The following is a 16412-nucleotide window of genomic DNA, read 5'->3' as shown; positions in this document are numbered from 1 at the left end:
CCCCCCTGTCAGACCATGGCGTTCACTTGGGGAACGGCCTCGGTGAGCAGAGGCGGGGCATGCTGATAGCGCGTGGCGCGCCGTTTCGCCTCGATATCCCGATAGACCCGTTCTGTCTGCTCGCGGCTCAAGGCCAGGGCCGGGGCCAGGGTAGGAGGAGGCACGTCGTGGTTATAGGCCCACAGAGCGAGGTCCATCTTGTCGTAGGGCAGGGAGAAATAGAATTCGTCCTGCCCTTGGGGAAGGCTGTAGGTATCGGTGGTGGGAATGGCGGAGCAGATGGCCGCCGGCAGCCCCAGATAGCGGGCCAGGGCGTAAACCTGCACCTTGTACAGATGAGCGATCGGCTTGAGATCGGCGGAACCATCGCCGTTCTTGACGAAGAAACCCTGGTCGTACTCCAACCGACTTGCGGTGCCCAGCACCGCGTAGTTGAGCCGGTCGGCGTGGAAGTACTCCACGGACTTGCGCAGGCGCTGCTTGTAATTGGTGGCGGCGACAATCTGCAGATACTCCCGCAACCCCAGCCGACGTTCGTGCACGACACCGCTCGGGTCTTCCACCACCAGGCGGAAGTGATGCAAGGCACCGGCACCGAAATCCCCGATCACGATCTTGCTCCGCCAGGCGGGTCCATAGTCGGGGAACAGCCGGCGTATGGCCTGATCTCGCTCCCGGTAGCAGCCCACCGCTTCCAGCGCCGCGCTCAGGTCGTGGATCCGGTGCCGCAACCCCAGGTGCCCGCACAGCAGCTTGCCCCGCTCCAGACTCCCGGAGGAGGATTCCCGTTCCGGCAGGAGCAGGCCGAACACCCGCTGAGGCCCCAACGCCTCCGCCGCCAAGGCCGCGCACACGGAGCTGTCGATGCCACCGGACAGCGCCACCACCACGCCGCGTTTATGCAGCCGGGCACGCAGCAGATCGCGGATACTCCTGCGGATCTTGCGCACCTCCAGCGGCTCATCCAGATCCAGTGCGCGCTGGAGCCGGTCCGCCTGGCATTCCCGCCAGGGATCGTCGGTCTTCATGGCCTGATCTCTCCTGAGCTTCTCAGCACTTTGCCGCCATTGCTGCGTGGTAGGGCCTGGCAGAACTCCACCTGCCGGGGCACCTTGTAGCTGGCCAAGCGGCTTCGGCAGTGACCGCGAATGCGACCGGCCTGAAGCCGCGCACCCGGGCGCGGCACGATGCGGGCATGAATCACCTGCCCCAGCAAATCATCCCCCACCGCGCTGACACAGACCTCCTCGACGCCGTCGATCTGGCCGATGACGGATTCGATCTCGACGGGGCTCACCCGGTGGGCGCCCGTCTTGATGATGTCGCCGACGCGACCGTCCAGATACAGGCAGCCATCATCGTCCATATGGCCCAGGTCCCCGGTGCGCAACCAGCCTCCACGAAGGACTTGTGCGCTGCCCCGCGGATCCCCCCAGTAACCCAGCATGATGTTGGCGCCGCTGGCCCAGATCTCACCCACCTCGCCAGGGGGCAAGGCGCGACCGGCCTGGTCGCGGATGCCAAGGCGCACGCCGGATACCGGATACCCCACGGCACCGGGCTTTTCGTCGATCTGCCCGGGGGGCAGACAGCACAATCTGGCGGTGGCTTCGGTCTGGCCGTACATCAGGTAAAAGGCGGCATGCGGCAGGGCGGCGCGGATACGCCGCACGCTGGCCCAGGCGATGGGGCCGCCGGCATGGGTGATATAGCGAAGGTGCCCCAGGGGAAACTCGTGCAGCCGCGCGGGACTGAGCAGCAGACTGAGGGTAGGGGCCACGGCCGGCAGACCCGTGACGCCTTCCCGCTCCATCCGCGCCAGAACTTCGCGGGGATAGACCAGGCTGCTCTCCAGCAACAGGCCCGCGCCCACGGCCAAGTGGCTGTGCATTACCGAGCCGCCATAGGCGTAGTGCAGCGGCAGCAAGGCCAACGCCTTGTCGGTGGGGCGCAGGCGCAAACTTTGGACAATGGCATCGGCATTGGCCGCGAAAGCACCATGGCCGAGCATCACGCCCTTCGGCGGGCCGGTGGTGCCCGAGGTATAGACCAATGCGGCCAGAGCATCCGGGGCCGGCGCGGATGGGGTGGCCGGTTCGGTCGCCAAGGCATCGTGCCAAGGCACCGAGGTCACCCGTGCCGGCGCCGTGAGCAGCATGTCCCCGAGCCAGCGCCGGCCCAGCTCCGGCAAGGCCCGGTGAGCGCCTTCCGCCACCAGCAGGCGCGCGCCACTGTGCTGCAGGCAATGCAGCAACTCCCCAGCCCGACAGGCGGCGTTCAGGCCCACCGCGACCAGGCCCGCGGCCCATGCCGCATAGTAGGCCACGACGTATTCCGGGCGATTGTGCATGAGCACCGCGACCCGCTCACCCGGCCGCAGGCCCCGGCAGCGATACCAGGCCGCCAAGCGCCGCACCTGGTCCCACAGTTCCGCGTATCGTAGCCGGGCGTCGCCATACACCAGCGCCGTGGCCTGCCCCCGCTGGCGGGCGTGCTGCCCCAGGCGCTCGAGCAGGAGGGCGCCCATCTCAGTGGCCCACCGCAATGGCGGACTGCTTGCGCTGCAGGTAATCGAGCAAGCGGCTTACCGAATCCAGGTTATCCGGCGTCATTTCCTGCTCTTCCACCGTGATGCCGTACTGCTCCTCCAGGAAAAGGATCAGTTCCATGATGCCGGTGGAATCGAGAATTTCCCGCTCGAGAAACGAGTCATCGTCGCCCAAGGCGCACTGTTCATCGGTGAATAGGTAGTTCTCCAGGATGAACCGTCGGAGTTGTTGCCGCCGCAGCATGTCACGCCCCCTCAATCTGTCGCAGGTCATCGTCCTTGAAGTTGTTAGCTTGCCGCCCGGACTGCCAATGGCCTTCAACGAATAGGTGGTGCCACAGCTGGGTGGTTAAAACCCCGCACAGCGCGGCCTGATCGGACGCCGAGCAGGGCCGCCCGGTGCCGATCTTTCGGCGCAGCCCCTGCACTCGCCGGGGATCGAACAGGTCGCTCGCCCTCAGCGCCGCTGGCGATAGCAGGTCCGCGGCGGGTTCTCTGGTGAGCAATGCCCGCAACACCTCAGCATCCGGTGCTCGGTACGCGTGTTTGCCGCGTCGCAGGGCCTGCTCGGGGAGCACCGCGCGAAGAGCGAGGCGCAGCAGGTGCTTTTCACGCAGCACCCGCAGCTTGTGGCGCGGCGCCAGCCGCGCGGCGAACTCGATCAGGCGATGATCCAGGTAGGGATAACGCCCCTCGAGGCCGTGGGCGGCCAGCAGCCGATCCCCCTGGGCGCTGAGCAGATAGCCGGGCAGCAACAGCCTGGCCTCCAGATACTGGGCTCGCGCCAGCGCCGTCCATTCCTTCATGGCCGTGGGCAGTGTGGCGAGCAGGGTGGCCAGCGGGTCGCTCCCCCGTTGCGAAAGCGTCAGGCGCAGCGCATCGGAGTAGAAGTATTTCGCGCGTGCGGTGCTGGCCCAGCGCGGCAAATGCGAGAACAAGGGGCTATCCGGCTGATCCAGGCCCTGGGCGAAGAATCGCTCCACGTAACCGCGCGCGCTCTGCATGGGCAGGTACGGGTAGAGGGTCCGCAGCAACAGGGGGCGCCGGCGCGATTGCGGCTGCCGCGCCCAGTATGCGCGGATCTTCGCCTCCTTGAAGATCTCGTAGCCACCCAGCACCTCGTCGGCCCCCTCGCCGCTCAAGACCACTTTCGCCCCGCTCCGACGTACCTGCGCGGCAAGTTGCATGAGCGGCGCGGGCGCGGTACGCAGCAGCGGCTGTTCGGTATGCCAGACCAGCGCCGGGAAGCCCTCGGCGATGGCCTGGGGGGTGAGCCGCAGTGTGTGGTGATGAGTACCCAGCGCCGCGCTGAGAAAACCTTGCTCTGCGGACTCATCGAAGGGTGCCTGATCGAAGGCGACCGAAAAGGTCGCCAGCCCCCGCCCGCCGGTGCGGGCCAGCGCGCTGATGGCCGCCGAATCCAGCCCCCCGGAGAGATAACCGGCCAGCGGCACCTCGGCCCGCAGCCGCAAACGCACGGCGTCGTCGAGCAAGGCATGCAACTGCTCGGCCAGTGTGGCTTCGTCTCCTTGCTCATGATCGCCTTGCACGGGAAAACGCCAGTCCCAGTAAGGCTGGAGCCGTAGCCGGCCATGGCGTACGCGCAGCATGTGCCCCGGGGGCACGCTTTTCACCGAGGCAAACAGGGAATCCGCGCCGCCGGGAGCCCAGAAGGTGAAGATCTGGTCGAGCACCTCGGGATTCAGCCGCGGCGCCTCCCGCTGTACCGGCAGAAAGGCCTTGGCTTCGGAGGCGAACAGCAAACGGCCCTGATCCTCGCGGTAAAACAGCGGTGCTATACCGACGCGGTCGCGAAACAGGAGCAGCTCGCGCGGGCGGGGGTCCCACAGCGCGATGGCGAATTGACCATTGAGCCGCTGCACGAAATCGGAGCCATGACGCAGATAGGCCTTGAGCAGCACCTCGGTATCGGAGCGGCCTTCGAAGTGCTCACCGCGGCGGCGCAACTCCTCGCGCAATTCGAGATAGTTGAAGATCTCGCCGGCGAAAACCAGGGCGATTCCACTTTTCTTGTCCAGCCAGGGCTGAACACCGCCCGCCTTGTCGACGATGCCCAGGCGTGCGTGCCCCAGGGCAAGCGGGCCGACCCGGTGCAGCCCTATCGCATCGGGGCCGCGGTGCGCCAGCATGCGCACCATGCTCGCCAATTCGCTGTGCTGCGGCGGCGCCGCCCGCCACGCCAGGATACCCGCCAGCCCACACATCAGCCGCCCACCCGAGCGTATCGCTGCCAGCCGAGCTCGGCCAGCACCAGCCCCAAGCCGACGCCGAGCATATTGAGCCCCAGATCCAGCCAGGAGGCCTGCCGGCCGAACAGCGGCTGTAGTAGTTCCATGCTCACACCCAGCAGCAGCGCCCCAGCGGCCGCCAGGGCAAGGCTGGCTCCGCGGGACGCCAACAGGCCGGGCCGTGCCCAGGCACCGGCGGCGGTAAGTACGGCGTATGCCGGCAGATGCCCCGCACTGGTCCAACGGCCCAACCAGTCCCCGCCCCCGGGCAAGAGGCTGAGTACGACGGTCATCAGCCCGAGTACCGCCCAGAGCAACCCGAAGCGCGCCCGGCTAGGCATAGGCCGCGCCCGCCCCGCCAGGCACTGCCGGGGCAGCGAGAAGGCCGGCGGCTTCGAGCACGCGGCGGGCGGTGGTGAAGCGAAAATCCGCCAGCAGGGCCGTAAGGCGCGACTCGCAACGGTGGAGGTTCAGATAGTGGCGAAAGCGGCTCAAGCGCCCCGCGGGCAAGCGGGGCTGGTCCGGATCCAGTTCCCAGGGGTGCAGATAGAACATGAACGGTTGCCCGTCCTGCCCATTGCAACGCTTGAGCAGATAACGCGTGAGCGAATAGGGATAGAGCCGGAAATAGCCGCCCCCGGCGCAGGGCAGGCAAAGCGGCCCGAAGCGGGCCGTGGCGGGAGGGAATTCCACCAGGGAGGCGCCACCGGGGGTAGACCGCCGATGCGGCCGACGCGGCGCGCCGGGTATGCCGTATCGGTCGTGATGCACCGGGAAGATGCTGGAATCGTACAGAAAGCCGGCTTCGGCCAGCACGTCCAAGGCCCACAGGGAGCGGCGCGTGATGGAATAACTCGCGGCCCGATAACCCTCCACGGGCTGCTGGGAAAGATCCTCCAGCAACTTCCGGGCGGCCAGGGTTTCGGCCCGAAAACGCGCTACGCTCTGTCGGTAGATCAGCTGATGACTCATGCCATGACAGGCCACCTCGTGGCCACCAGCGGCTATGGCCTTGACCAGCTGCGGATGTCGGCGGGCGACCCAGCCCAGAACGAACCAGGTCGCCCGAACCTGGCGCTCCGCGAACAGCGCGAGCAAGCGATGGGTGTTGGCCTCCACGCGGCTGGGGTATCGATCCCAATCCCCCGGGTCGATTCGCGATGCGAAGGCCGCCACGTGGAAGTAGTCCTCCACATCCACTGTCATGGCATTGTGCATGCCGCCCCTCCCCGTACCGATCGTCAGCGCGATGGCCGCACTCCCTCCGACATGGATCGCAGCTCATGCTCGATCAAGCCCGCGCACTCATTCAGGACACCGGACAGGCGCTCCACGGCAGCCAGCAGGGCCTCGGAGCGCGGATCCCGAGCACCGGCCGAAGCCGACGAGACGGGGCCAGCGGATGATTGCCGGTCCATTCTTGCCAGCACCTCTACCACCATTGCCTCATCGACCCATTCGGAGCCCGCATCCCGGGCATGGCGCAGGCAGCTGTCACACAGGGAAGCGAGGCGCCCGGGCATGCCGGCGCTGGCCTCGTGCAACAAGGAATGCACCTCCGCCCGGAACAGCGGGGCGCGTGCTACGCGGACACTTTGCCGCCAATGATCGAGATAGCCGGCCACCTCGGCATCCTCCAGGCCACAAAGTTCCAAATACAGTGGCGATGGGGCATACGTATCCAGCTGGCCCAGGCCCGCGCGGTCGCTCAGGCGGGGCGATAACCCCTGCCCGCTGACAATGACGCGCATCGGCCAATCGACATCCCTCGCCTCGGCGGCCAGGTGCATCACCCGGCCCAGCGCTGCCTCACCCAGCGCCTGCGCATCGTCCACCCAGAGCAAGACCGACTGCTCGCCTTCCCGCGGCGCCAGGCGCGCCTCGCGCAATTGACGCTGCAATGCCTCCGTGGCCCCGTGAGGCCCGCTGGCTTGCGCGAACGCCGCTGCGGAAAATTGCACGAGCCGTGTGGAAACCGGGAGGTATTCGGTGACCTCCCGCAGCAGGCTGGACTTGCCGGCGCCGCGCGCGCCACTCAGGGCAAGGAAACCGTCGGGGCGTTGCAGGGTATACTCGATAAAGACCCGCGCCCGGCGGATCGCGCGGCTGGGATAAAGACTCGTCACCTGCTGCGTCCGCTCCAGTGGGTGCATGGCAATGGCCAAGGGCATAGCGCTCAGAAGCGCTCGAAATCAGAACGGCGTCGGCGCTCCGGATCCAGCGCGCGGGCGGGTCCGAAGCGCAGGTAAAGCAGCGCACGGGATTCGGTGAAATCAAAGCCCGCCGCACTACTGTCCCGCTCTACGTGGCCCAGTTCGGCCCCCAGCTCCCAGCGACGGGCCAGCCGTTTTTGCGCGCGCACGCCCAACGCGTAGGTGTTATCGTCCCGGTCAATGTCGCTGTAGCGCTCGTCTTCGTAGCGGAAGAACACCGCTCCCCGCGCTGTCAGCCAGGGCGCATAGGCCAGCTCGGCGCTCAGCCCGTAGGCTTTCCGGTCAAGTTCCAGCTCTTCGAAATTCTCTTCGGTGCGATAGACCCCCCCCAGCAGGGACCAATCATCCCGATTCAGCTCGGCGAATACATCCAGGCGCTGCTCGAGGATTATGTCCTGCAACACGGAGCTCGCAGCCAGGTTGAACAAACTGGGGAGCGCCGCCTCGCCGGCGAGAGTCTCGCCACTATCGGTGTACTGGCGCCTGGCTCGCAGGCCGATGTAACCCTCTCGTGGCAGATCCCGTTGCAGCAGGGCGGCGAACAGCGGGCCATCGGCATCGTCCAGATGCTCCCGATCCAACTCCGTGAGCCCGGCCTCCATGCGCAGACGCCACAACGGCAGCCGGTACGCGAGTCGGGCGTAGAGATCACTGCGGCTGTAATCATCGGTGACCATGACCAGTCGGCCTTGGTCGTAGACCGCGGTGTTCTCATCGTAGTGCACATCCGTGAACTGATAGTTGACGGAGAGCTCGGTGGTGGGGGTCAGCGCCCGGGACCAACGCAGGCTCCCCAGCAGCCGATCATTATCCGCCGGCGTATCTTCGTAGTAGACGTTCCCGTAGCGGGCACCCAGGGTCAGGGTGTCCGCGGCGCTCACCGGCCAGCGCAATTCCGGGCCGGTCCAGAAGAGATTCGCGTCCTGACGGTTGGCCGGCGTACGGGTGCGCAGTGGTTCGATACGCACCTGCTGGAAGTGATTTTCGGCCATCCAGCTCAGACGGCCGGGCAGCAACCAGTAACGTCCCCGGCCATCCAGGCTGAAGAGCAGTTCATCGTCGATGGCGCTGCTGAAGTAATTTTCGTACTGCAGGCCGCTTTCGGCACTCAACTGCAGACGCTCGCTGTCCTCATACAGCTCTCCACCCATCCAGGCAATGGCCCCCCAGGTGCCGTCACCATCGGCACTGGAGCGGGCCAGGTTGTCGCTGTACTCCAGACCGACACCGGCATTCGCGGCCCCCTGCATGGCCTGGGCCGATTCAAACAGGCAGAACACCAAGAAAAACAGCGAAAGGCGATGGGTCCCGTCCATGGTCCAACCTCGTCATTATGGTTAGGGTGCCCTGAGCAATGCAGAACCTCAGTGAGCTGCCAGCAGACGCTCCGGCTGCCCGTTCATCACGCTGCCGATCAGCTTCCCGTCGGGCACGGCATCCACCGCCGCGCTGATGCGCGCCGCGCTTGCCCCCCCATAGGGCACGACCAGCAGCACGAAATCACAAAGCTCGGCGAGAATGCGGCTATCGGCGGACTCTGCGATGGGCGGGCTGTCAATGATCAGGAAACGCTCCGCGTAGCGGCCCCGCAGTTCCTTGAGCAGGCTAGCCATACGCGGCGCCGTGAAGTGCTCCACGGCGGCCGTGGAATGGGTTCCCCTGGGGATGACCCGCAAGCGGGCGACGCCGCTCGGGTAGAGAATCTCTTCGGCCTTCATCGTGCTGCGCTGTAGATAATCGGTGAGCCCAGGGGCGGCATCTGGCGCCACCGCGAGCCCCCCGCTGTCGGAGCTCTCTTCATCGCCAGCTGCAAGCAGATTGCAATCGAGCAGCAGCGCCGTCTTGCCGGGATCCATGGCGAAGGCCGCCGCCAGATTGCGGGCCACGAAGCTCGCGCCACCATCCACGCAGACCGAACTCACCAACAAGGAGAAGTTCCGCCCCTGGGTGATTTGCAGCAGGGAGGTGCGCAACGTGCGGAAAGCCTCGCCCACGGGCGCACCACTGCTGTGCTCGTCGATAAGGCGTCGCGCTTCCAGATCGCTGTGAGAGCGGGGGCTGGATTCACGCATTCTGGCAATTTGCTCGGCGGCGCCAAGCCCGACCATGGCGCCACCCGCCGTGGTGTTGCTCTCCAACGTCGGCCGCGCTTGTTCCTGGGGGCGAACCCGCGATACCACCGCTCCTGGTGCCTGCCCCGCCTTACGCATGGCCTCTTCGATCTTGCTCATCTACTCCCCCCCAAAGGCTCGCAACAGCAGCACAACGACCACCAGCATTACGCCCGATAGCAACACCAGACCCGCGTAGACCAGCGCGCGGGCATCGGCTCGTCGCTCCGCGGCGGTGCGCAGCGGGGGAACCACCGCCAGAACGGGCAGGCCCAGCTCCTCGTTAAGAAACTCCGGCCGGCGCACGCGGGGATCGATCCGGGCCAATGCATAAACCGATCCCAAAGGCAGGGCCACGCCGAGCAACAGACCCGCCAAGGCGAAATGAAGCAGCCGGGGGCCTTCCGCCTGGTGGGGCAGGTAGGCCGGCTGATTCACGCGCAAGGTCAGACCCTGTTGTTCGGAATCGAGCTTCATCGATACCCGGGCCGCCTCCCGGCGCCGGCGCAGGTCGGCGTAGATTTCCTGCCCCATGCGGTAGTCCCGAACCAGTTGTTCCAACTCCTCGGCGTCGGCGCTTCTGGAGCCCAGCCCGGCCGCGGACTCGAGCTCCAGTTCGGCGGCCCCCAGTCGGTCACCCAGCGTCTTGATCCGGGTGTTGACCTCGAACAGGTTGCGGCGCAGTTCCTGATACACGGGGTCGGTGCTATCGCCCCCCACGGCCTGCCGGCGCAGCTCGCCAATCTGTTCCTGCACCGCGATGATGTCCGGGTAGGCTTCGTGGTACTGGGTACGCAGCTGCGCCAATTGTGCCTGCAGCTGTCGCAGCTCCGCGTTGCCCTCCGCCCGGCGGGGGTATCGCGCCAATTGCTCGCGCACGGTGGTCTGGGTGATTTCCGCGCTACGCAATTCCTGGCGCAGAGACGCCACCCGTTCGCGTAGCGCGTTGGCGCGCTGCGCAAAGTCCGGTTCCAGCGCCATTTCCGGGTCCACCCCCAGCCGTTTCAGCCGCGCCTCGTTGTCGGCGAGTTGCTGCTCGTACTGGCTAGCCTGGCGATCAATGAAGGTATAGGCGGCCTTGCTTTCCTCGTGCTTCGCCTCACGCACCTCCCGCACGAACACGTCCGCCAGCAAACGGGTGGTGCGCAGCGCCCGCTGCGGATCACTGTCCCGATAGCTGATGCGCAGGATATTCTCGCCCTCATTGCTGATCCGGGTACGCTGACGAATCGACGCCATGAGCTGTTCCTGCTCCGCGGGCGAAGGCGATGACGCCAGCCAGCCGCCTTGTTCCAGCACCCAGGCCAGGTTCTGGTGGCCGAGGATGATGGAGCGCGCACTGTCGGCGCTGTCCGCGACAGTGGTCCTGACCGCCGCGCCTTCCATCAACTGGCCGATGATGTTCTGGTTGTCCACGTAGAGGCTGGTGGACGTCTGGTAGCTTTTCGGCCACGCCCAGCCCACCGCCAAGACCAGGGCGATCACCAGCAGGTACCCCCCCAACACCCAGCGGCGTCGAGCGTTGGCCTCCCGGAGCAACAGGTCCAGCTCATGTTCCAGATCCGTTCGCATGACGTTGTCCCTGGCCAGGATGTGTCTAGAACAGGCGCTCGGGGACGCTGATCACGTCGCCCGGCTGCAGCGCCACGTTGGTGCCCAGATCGCCCCGCTCGATGATGTCGCCGAGGCGGATAACCCGGGCGCTGGAAGCATCGCCCTCTCGCCGATAGAGCCGCGCGCGATTGGCCGCGGCGAATTCGTTCAGGCCGCCCGCTTCCAGGATCGCGTCCAGCACGGTCATGCCCGGGCGGTGAGGCAGGGAAATCGGCGCGGTAACCGCGCCGGTGACACGCACCCGGGCCGCATAATCATGGCTGCGCATCTCGGTCACGATAACCGCCACCCGGGGTGCCTTGAGATATTGTTTCAGCGCCTCCTCCACCGCTTGGCTGACCGACTCGGGCGTGCGGCCCGCGGCCTGTACGTCGCCGATCAAGGGCAACGTGATCTTGCCGTCGGGGCGCACGGGGGCGTCCACGGACAGATCCGGGTTGCGCCAGACATTCACCTGTAGCTGGTCGTCCGTCCCAATGCGATAGGCCTTGGGGGAGACGTGCTCCGAAGCCGGTCTCTCATCCGCCCAGGCTTGGGGTGCGTGGCCCTGGCGAAGTTCCGAGCGCTGCACACAGCCGGCGGCAAGCAGCAGACCGGCCAGGCCGATAATCCAGGATAAACGCATCATTGACCCCTCCCTCGGGCGTGCCGGGCTCACGCCGCAAGGTGAACTCGGCTCCGATCCTGCTTAGTAGCGTTTTGCGCCCACCGTGCACGATGCACCCTCGGGCATGGCGGACTCAGCGTTGTGGGTGGGGGTGCCGCGGGAGGTTTCCAAGTAAGCGCTTGCGTGGACTTGCCGGGCGCGGTGGCACGGGCGGGGGCCTGACCCTAACGGGCGCCCCTGCCCCAAAGGACTACTTCCGCGGTCTGCAGAAGAATGGCCACATCCAGCCACACTCCTTGGTGCTTCACGTAGAACAGATCGTATTGGAGCTTCTCGAAGGCGTCCCGCTCCGATGCGCCATAGTGATAGCGTATCTGCGCCCATCCGGTGAGCCCTGGCTTCACCCGGTGGCGCTCCTGGTAGTAGGGCAGGCTGGCACTCAGCTCTTTCACGAATTCGGGCCGCTCCGGGCGGGGGCCCACAAAGCTCATTTCACCGCGCAGGACGTTGTAGAGCTGGGGTAATTCATCGATGCGGTAACGACGGAGCACCCGGCCAACCCGGGTGACCCGATCATCGTCGGTGCGCGCCCATTGCGCCCCGCCGCCCTTCTCGGCGTCCGCGCGCATGCTGCGAAACTTGTAGAGCTGGAACACGCGCCCGCCGCGCCCTACCCTTGCCTGTCGGTAAATGACCGGCCGCCCGCTTTCAATGAGGACAGCGACCGCGGCCAGGATCATCAGGGGCGCTGCCAGACCCAGCAACAGCAGGCTGACCAGGATGTCCAGCAGGCGCTTGGCGGCCGCGGCACCCCTGCCACCTTGAAAGCCACCGCCGAAGATCAACCAACTGGGCCGGAGTAATTCGAGCTTGATCTTGCCCAGCTCTTCCTCGAGAAAATCCATCAGATCCACAATGTGTAGCCCGGCCGTTCGGGCCGCGACCAGTTGTTCATTGGGCAGGCGTTGGCGCCTTTCATCGGCCGCGACGATGATCTGCTCCGCGCCTTGTCGCCGGGCCAGTCGCAACAGTCCGCCCTGGCTGCGAAGCAGGCGCTCGGGGGACACGCGGCGCACCTCACCGGGCAAGGGAACATAACCGACGATGCGCAGCCCCAGGAGATCCGTGCGCCGCCGCAGCCGTTCGAGTTCCAGTGCACGACGCCCGGCCCCCAGGACGATAGCGCGCCGTTGCAGCCAGCCCCATGCGGACAGATGCAGAAAGGCCCCGCGGACCAGCACCAGCAAAACTAGCGTCGTTATCCCCAGCATCAAGAGACCGGATACGGCCACGCGACCGGTGAATGTGCTGGACAGCAGCGCCCAGCCGGCAACGGCCAGAACCACGCTGAGCAACAGCCGAAGCAAAATACCAGGCAATCTCTCGCGCAGGTGGCGGCTATAGAGCCCCGCGCCCAGCATGGCGAAAACCAGCAAGACGGCGTAAAGCACCGCCTGCGGCCACCAACGAACCATGCCGGCGACCTGGGGGACGCCGCTGCCGACCAGCTCACGCAGGAACCAGAACAACAGCCCAGCCGATGTGATTTCCACCCAGAACAAACCCAGCAGCAGCTTTCTGCCGTTATGCCGGCTTTCCATAGCTCTGCCCCCCGTGAGACAAACCGCCGGATCATTCACTGCACAGGCAGTGATCGGTTCCTGGCTTTCCTGCTCACAGTTGGAGCCTAGGGGTCGCGAAAGCAAGCCGGTCCGCGGCGAGGGGGACAAGCGCGGAGGAGGGATATGGAGCTGGCGACAGGAGTCGAACCTGCGACCCGCTGATTACAAATCAGCCGCTCTACCAACTGAGCTACGCCAGCATCAAGGCTCGGAATCCTAGCGAAAACGCCGCCTCGGAACAACGCGGCGCGAAGACATCAGGTGCTGTGCTCCGCGAGCAGGGCCAGCCCATGGAAAAGCAGATCTTCCTGCACCTCCCATGAGCCGCGCAGATAGGGGTGCAAAATGGCCGCATCACCCCCGACCAGCAAGCCGTGAACATCACTTTCGTGCCGCAGTGCCTGCCGATATTGCTCACCCACACCATCCACCAGCGCGGCCAGGCCGCGCAGGGTGCCGCTGCGTAGCGCGGACGGGGTGTCCTGGGCGAACAGGGGCGCCTCGCCAGCGGCCACATCGTCCAGCGCCCCGGTCCCCGAGGCCAGGGATCGACGCATCAGCCCCAGCCCCGGCGCGATCATGCCCCCGAGATGGTTTCCGCGCCGATCCACGGCATCGATGGTGACTGCGGTGCCGCTGTCGACGATGCACGCCGGGAGCAGCCCCAGGCGCGCGGCCCCGAGCATGCCTAGCCACCGATCGACGCCTAACCGCCCAGGTTCGCTATACGCTACGCGTATGCCATGCTGCGGCGATACCACCCGAACCCGTTCAGCGCGTAGCCCCAGCGTGGCGAGGCTGGTTTCGAGCTCGGCGACCACGCCGGCTGGGGCAACGCTGGCAAGCAAGGCGCCCTCCAGCGGTGCCTTGCGCCATGAAGTGGGCAATTCGCCACCGTTGCCAGATGCCCCGCCGGACACCAGACCACGGCCGTCCAGAAAACGCCACTTCATCCGGGTATTGCCCTGGTCGATCAGCAACATCATGGCTTGGAACCCCGTAGGCTCACTTCGCCGCTGCCGAACAGGCGCAACCCCTGTGTGGTCTTCAACCGCAAACTTCCCTGCTCGTCTATGCCTTGGGCAACTCCCGAGACGGTGCCCGTGGGAAGGTGTAGTACCACCTCACGACCGGCGTAAGCATCATAGCCGGACCAGCGTTCCCTGAACGGGGCAAACCCGGCCTGTTTGTATAGCTCTGCGCTCTGCCTTACCGCACTCACCAATTCAGCGGCCAGCCTGTTGCGCCCCGGTAATCGCCCAGTGAGAGAGCGCAGATCGCTCGCCGGCTGCTGGATCACGTCCCTTTCTGCAGCCGTCAGCGCCAGGTTAAGCCCTATGCCCACGACCACCGTGCACGGCCCTTCGGGCTCACCGACCATCTCCAGCAGAATGCCACCGAGCTTACCTTCGGGCGCCAGGAGGTCGTTCGGCCATTTTAGCGCCAACCCGATTATCCCCAGGGTTTCCAGCCGCTCGACCACAGCGACACCCACGGCGAGGCTCAGCGCGGCGACGGAGCAGGGAAGCACCGGCATTTGTAGCAGGATCGAAAAACACAAACTGCGCCCCGGCGGAGCTATCCAGCCGCGCCCCCGGCGCCCGCGCCCCAGTGTCTGCCACTCGGCGAAGAGCGCTTGGTCAGCGGCGCCGGAGCGTGCTGCCGACATCAGAACCGCATTGGTTGAATCGGCGCTGGGGACAACACGAAGAGCAAAATCCTGGCTGCGGGACTGCACCGCGAGCGCGCGCTCCAACCACCGCGCATCAAGGAGTTCCACCGGTTCTTCCAGGCGGTAGCCACGGCCGGTGACGGCCTGCACTCCAACGCCCAACGCCCGCAGGCGGTTCACCGCCTTGCCGATGGCCGCACGGCTCACACCCTCGGCTCGGGCCAAGTCCTCGCCGGAGCGGAAAGTGCCATCAGCGAGCACCTTCCACACGCGATACGCCGGCGCATTGAGACTGGGCGCGGGTTCAGCCAATGCTGTCTGCACCGTAGAACCCGCTCATGGCCCGGATCATCATCAGGTGATCGGCGGCACCCGCACTCTCACGGGCGCTGTGCATCGCCCACATCGCCGCCCCCACATCCAGCGTGCGCAAGCCGAGTCGGGCCGCGGACATCGGGCCGATAGTGCTCCCACAAGGAAGGTCGTTCCGATGCACATAGTGCTGCACCGGCAAACCGAGCCCCTGGCATAGGGCCGTGAAGAAGGCTTCGCCCACCCCGTCCGTTGCATATCGTTGTGCGGCGTTGTGCTTGATCACCGGCCCGCCGTTCACGTAGACCCGGTGCTGGGGGTCGTGTAACTGGGGATAGGCTGGATGGTAGGCGTGGGCCATGTCGGCGCTGAGCAGCAGACTATCACTGCAGGTAATAGCCCACTCGGCAGGGGGGACCCCTAGGGCATCCCGCATGCGCTCCAGCACCGTTTCGAGGAAATTGCCGCCAGCACCAGCGTAGCTTTCACTGCCGACCTCCTCATGATCGAAACACGCAAGGATTCGCGTGGTACCGGCATCGCTGGCCTGGAGCAATGCCCGAAGACCCGCGTGGCAGGAGGCCAGATTGTCGAGTTGCCCGTTGGCGATGAACTCGTCCGCCATGCCGAAGAAGGCGCCTGGTTGGGTATCGACGACCGCCAACTCCCAACCGAGCACATCCGCTCCATCGCATCCGGCCTGCTCGGCGAGCAGCCCTCGGAAGGCATTCAGGCCGGCCTTCTCATCGGCCTCCAATCCGAGGAGCAATTGCAGCTGATCCTGGCGCTGCAGCTTCAGCCCCTGCTCGTTAACGTCCCGGTTGAGGTGTATGGCGACGTTCTGCAGGCGTAGCAGTGGTCGGTCAATGTGTACCAGGCGGCGGACGATTCCATCAGCCGTGCGGTAATGAACACGCCCCGCCAGGCCCAGTTCTCTATCCGTAAAGCTGGGAATGATCGGGCCGCCATAGACCTCTACGGCCAACCGCAGCATGCCGTCCGAAGCAATGATGGGTTGGGGCTTGACGCGAAAGCCGGGTGAATCGGTATGGGCACCGACGATGCGCAAGCTGCTACCTGGCAGCTTGCCGACCCTGAACGCCACCAGAGAAGAATCGTCGCGGCGGACGAAGTAGTCCTGCCCTGCCTGCAGATCCCACGGCTGGGCTTCCGATAGTTCCCGAAATCCGGCCGCCCGCAACTCCTGAGCCATATTGGCGGCGGCGTGCCACGGGCTAGGAGAGCGGTCGATGAACTGGAGCAGCTCCCTGGCGGCGTCCCTGGATTCGACGTGCATCGGCTAGATCTCCTGTAAGCGGGGCAGGGAACCCGATTCTGCCCCGCACCCGCGCAAAGAAAAACCCCCGAAGGTATTTCCTTCGGGGGTTTTGGTATTAAGAGCCTGGCGATGACCTACTTTCGCACAACAGCGAGGCTGCACTATCATCGGCGCTGAGTGGTTTC

At 65.8% G+C, this 16412-nt stretch carries 15 protein-coding genes and 1 tRNA gene; all 16 read right to left on the bottom strand.

From position 1 onward, the window contains the following. Window positions 1–8: 8 nt before the first annotated feature. On the bottom strand, window positions 9–1028 hold the full coding sequence (nadE, locus tag GBG68_RS11055) for an NAD(+) synthase (RefSeq protein WP_152147280.1): 1020 nt from the start codon (window positions 1026–1028) through the stop codon (window positions 9–11). Then, complete coding sequence (locus GBG68_RS11050; protein ID WP_152147278.1) at window positions 1025–2527, bottom strand: class I adenylate-forming enzyme family protein; 1503 nt, start codon at window positions 2525–2527, stop codon at window positions 1025–1027. The genes nadE and GBG68_RS11050 overlap by 4 nt, the downstream gene beginning before the upstream one ends. 1 nt (window position 2528) lies before the next feature. Then, window positions 2529–2792: an acyl carrier protein gene (locus GBG68_RS11045; RefSeq protein ID WP_152147276.1), complete on the bottom strand. Its 264-nt coding sequence runs from the start codon at window positions 2790–2792 to the stop codon at window positions 2529–2531. A gap of 1 nt (window position 2793) precedes the next feature. After that, window positions 2794–4773, bottom strand: a complete 1980-nt coding sequence (gene asnB, locus GBG68_RS11040; RefSeq protein WP_152147274.1) for an asparagine synthase (glutamine-hydrolyzing) — start codon at window positions 4771–4773, stop codon at window positions 2794–2796. Further along, window positions 4773–5138 carry a hypothetical protein gene (locus tag GBG68_RS11035; protein WP_152765730.1) on the bottom strand — a complete coding sequence of 122 codons (366 nt, stop codon included), beginning with the start codon at window positions 5136–5138 and terminating at the stop codon, window positions 4773–4775. Before GBG68_RS11035 ends, asnB begins: the two co-directional genes overlap by 1 nt. After that, the gene (locus tag GBG68_RS11030; protein ID WP_152147270.1) at window positions 5131–6015 is read right to left on the bottom strand and encodes an XrtA system polysaccharide deacetylase; all 885 of its coding nucleotides are present in this window, start codon (window positions 6013–6015) and stop codon (window positions 5131–5133) included. Before GBG68_RS11030 ends, GBG68_RS11035 begins: the two co-directional genes overlap by 8 nt. Window positions 6016–6038: 23 nt before the next feature. Then, a complete protein-coding gene (locus GBG68_RS11025) occupies window positions 6039–6968 on the bottom strand; it encodes a hypothetical protein (RefSeq protein ID WP_152147268.1) in 930 nt (309 codons plus the stop codon). A gap of 5 nt (window positions 6969–6973) precedes the next feature. Beyond that, entirely contained in the window at window positions 6974–8326 is a 1353-nt protein-coding gene (locus GBG68_RS11020; RefSeq protein WP_152147266.1) for an outer membrane beta-barrel protein, read from the bottom strand. Window positions 8327–8374: 48 nt separating this feature from the next. Further along, on the bottom strand, window positions 8375–9241 hold the full coding sequence (locus GBG68_RS11015) for a CpsD/CapB family tyrosine-protein kinase (RefSeq protein ID WP_152147263.1): 867 nt from the start codon (window positions 9239–9241) through the stop codon (window positions 8375–8377). Beyond that, on the bottom strand, window positions 9242–10693 hold the full coding sequence (locus GBG68_RS11010) for an XrtA system polysaccharide chain length determinant (RefSeq protein WP_152147261.1): 1452 nt from the start codon (window positions 10691–10693) through the stop codon (window positions 9242–9244). 25 nt (window positions 10694–10718) lie between these two features. Next, complete coding sequence (locus tag GBG68_RS11005) at window positions 10719–11363, bottom strand: XrtA/PEP-CTERM system exopolysaccharide export protein (protein ID WP_152147259.1); 645 nt, start codon at window positions 11361–11363, stop codon at window positions 10719–10721. 203 nt (window positions 11364–11566) lie between these two features. Further along, the gene (locus tag GBG68_RS11000; protein WP_152147257.1) at window positions 11567–12943 is read right to left on the bottom strand and encodes a TIGR03013 family XrtA/PEP-CTERM system glycosyltransferase; all 1377 of its coding nucleotides are present in this window, start codon (window positions 12941–12943) and stop codon (window positions 11567–11569) included. A gap of 145 nt (window positions 12944–13088) precedes the next feature. Next, a tRNA-Thr gene (locus GBG68_RS10995) sits at window positions 13089–13164 on the bottom strand. Window positions 13165–13221: 57 nt separating this feature from the next. Continuing rightward, entirely contained in the window at window positions 13222–13950 is a 729-nt protein-coding gene (locus GBG68_RS10990) for a type III pantothenate kinase (protein WP_152147255.1), read from the bottom strand. Then, a complete protein-coding gene (locus GBG68_RS10985) occupies window positions 13947–14960 on the bottom strand; it encodes a biotin--[acetyl-CoA-carboxylase] ligase (protein WP_152147253.1) in 1014 nt (337 codons plus the stop codon). Before GBG68_RS10985 ends, GBG68_RS10990 begins: the two co-directional genes overlap by 4 nt. Then, a complete protein-coding gene (locus GBG68_RS10980; RefSeq protein WP_152147251.1) occupies window positions 14941–16245 on the bottom strand; it encodes a M18 family aminopeptidase in 1305 nt (434 codons plus the stop codon). Before GBG68_RS10980 ends, GBG68_RS10985 begins: the two co-directional genes overlap by 20 nt. Window positions 16246–16412: the final 167 nt, after the last annotated feature.

The sequence above is a fragment of the Alkalilimnicola sp. S0819 genome (assembly GCF_009295635.1).
Classification (GTDB): domain Bacteria; phylum Pseudomonadota; class Gammaproteobacteria; order Nitrococcales; family WHIW01; genus S0819.
The sequence above is the reverse complement of the archived record's forward strand: the minus strand, read 5'-3'. Positions and strand labels throughout refer to the sequence as shown.